The sequence below is a fragment of the Acinetobacter sp. YH12227 genome (assembly GCF_013417785.1).
GTDB lineage: Bacteria > Pseudomonadota > Gammaproteobacteria > Pseudomonadales > Moraxellaceae > Acinetobacter > Acinetobacter gandensis.
Genome location: NZ_VPDH01000152.1, coordinates 1 through 2,161 on the forward strand (window position 1 = coordinate 1; position 2,161 = coordinate 2,161).

Below are 2,161 nucleotides of genomic sequence, written 5' to 3' on the forward strand. Positions count from 1 at the left end.
TAAAGTACCTGCTGGTCATGTCCATGCAACATTAATGGCCGCTTTTGAATTTGCATATGCTCAAGTGATATCAACTGAAGATTATGTTAGTTAAAGATTAAGATTTTCTAAAATTAACATAATACACCTTATACGTAATGCTTGTGTAAGCCCAAAGTAGAAATGTCCGGTTTCTCCAAAGTAAAAATGTCCGCTTTTAGAATATGCACTTTCGCAATTTTCTTAGCGGACGGTTTGATATGTTGGTGTCTATGTCGGATAAAGAACTTAAACGATTGTCGGTCTTGCAGGAAATCTGTGATCAACGCATAACCCAGTCCCAAGCTGCTCAGCTACTTCATATTTCAGAGCGTCAGATCAGACGTTTATTGCAAAAATACAAAGCTCAAGGCCCAGCTGCATTAGCCCATGCCGGTCGTGGTCAAATCAGCAATTCCAGGCTTCCTGAAGAGCTCAGACTCAAGTGCCTCAATATTGTTTCTGATCAACTGCATGGTTTCGGACCCACTTTAGCGCATGAAAAGCTCACCACCGTTCATGGCTTTGATATTTCAGTGGAAACACTGCGTTCCTGGATGATTGCAGCCGATTTATGGATTCCTCGCGCCAAGCGTCTGAAACGCCCGTATCAGCCTCGTTATAACCGGGACTGTTATGGTGAACTGATCCAAATCGATGGCTCACACCATGACTGGTTTGAAGGTCGAGCCCCTAAATGCTGTCTGCTGGTATTTATCGATGATGCCACAGGCAAATTACAGCATTTACGCTTCTGTGAGTCGGAATCAACCTTTGACTATATGATTTCAACACGTTTGTATGTTGAGCAGCATGGTAAGCCTTTAGCCTTCTACAGCGATAAACATTCAGTCTTCAGGGTGAATCAAAGCAGTAAGAAAGACACCAAGATTACCCAGTTTGGGCGCGTACTCAGCACCCTGAATATCGATATTATCTTCGCTAATTCACCACAGGCCAAAGGCCGTGTAGAACGAGCCAATAGAACGCTTCAGGACCGTCTGATCAAAGAAATGCGTCTGGAAGGCATCTGTTCGATTGCCGAAGCCAATGCCTGGCTACCCTGCTTCATTGAGCAGTTCAATCAGAAGTTTGCCAAGATGGCCTTTAATCCCAAGGATCTACACCGGACTGTCACTGAAACAGCCGAAGAATTAGATGATATTTTTACCTGGCGTGAACCCCGCAGAGTCACGAATAGCCTGACGATCACTTATGATAAATGCGTATATCTCCTGGAAAACACGGAAGAAAACCAAAGATTGATTGGCAAGTATCTTGAGTTTCTGGAATACCCGGATAGTACAGTCGCGATTGAATATCAGGGAAGAAAAATCAATTACAGCATCTTCGATAAATTAAGTCAGCTCAACCAGCGAGAGATTGTTGAAAATAAACGTTTGGGTTCTGTATTAGCCCATATTCAACAGCAGCATGAAGAACTAGAACAACAAAATAAACGCAATCGTTCTCAAAAGATGCCAAGCAGACGTGCACAGAAAACAGCAATTCAAGAACGAAATCTAAATCCTGTGCTTGACTTGGAAATGTCCATATAGGACATTTCTATTTGGTTATTAGGTAGGACATTTCTATTTTGGAATAACAGCTTGATATTTCTCTTTAAATATCATTATATTAAAGCAAGCCGTTCTGGAATATAGGGCACCAGAGCGGCTTTTTATTGATTATTCATGTTCCACGCTTAAAATTCGAACAGTGTTTCATGATTTTTATAAGTTAAACTAAATTTAGTTGCTAATCCCAATAAGCTATTCACTAACTTGTAAATATCGGTATACCGCCTGACGACTAATCCCAAAAGCTTTCCCTAATGCCATTTTCGATGGATACTTCCCCTCCTTCCATGCTTGTCGTAAAGCTTCAGCTTGGTCAGGCTTTAGTTTATGCACCCGACCTTTGTACTTCCCCTGAGCAGAGGCGAGTTTTATTCCTTCCTTTTGCCGCTCTAAAATGATCTCACGTTCGAACTGTGCAAAAGCACCCATCATTTGAGGCACTGTTGCAAATAGAGATTTGAGTCGATGATGTTCCCTTTAAAAAGTACTTAGAGACCGAAAACCCTGTTGATTAGACACACTTCACCCTGAGGCTGACCATAATAAAATGACGATGCTTGTCC

1 protein-coding gene and 2 pseudogenes are annotated in these 2,161 nt (G+C 41.8%); 1 reads left to right on the forward strand and 2 read right to left on the reverse strand.

Translation table 11 applies throughout. From position 1 onward, the window contains the following. The first annotated feature begins 251 nt into the window (after positions 1-251). Complete coding sequence (locus FTV09_RS17485) at positions 252-1,577, forward strand: ISNCY family transposase (protein ID WP_180058987.1); 1,326 nt, start codon at positions 252-254, stop codon at positions 1,575-1,577. A 213-nt stretch (positions 1,578-1,790) separates the two neighbouring features. Here the strand turns inward: FTV09_RS17485 and FTV09_RS17490 are convergent. Beyond that, positions 1,791-2,033: pseudogene (locus tag FTV09_RS17490) on the reverse strand (recombinase family protein); the annotation flags it as partial. 53 nt (positions 2,034-2,086) lie between these two features. Next, positions 2,087-2,161 (reverse strand): annotated as a pseudogene (locus FTV09_RS17495) (IS6 family transposase); the annotation flags it as partial.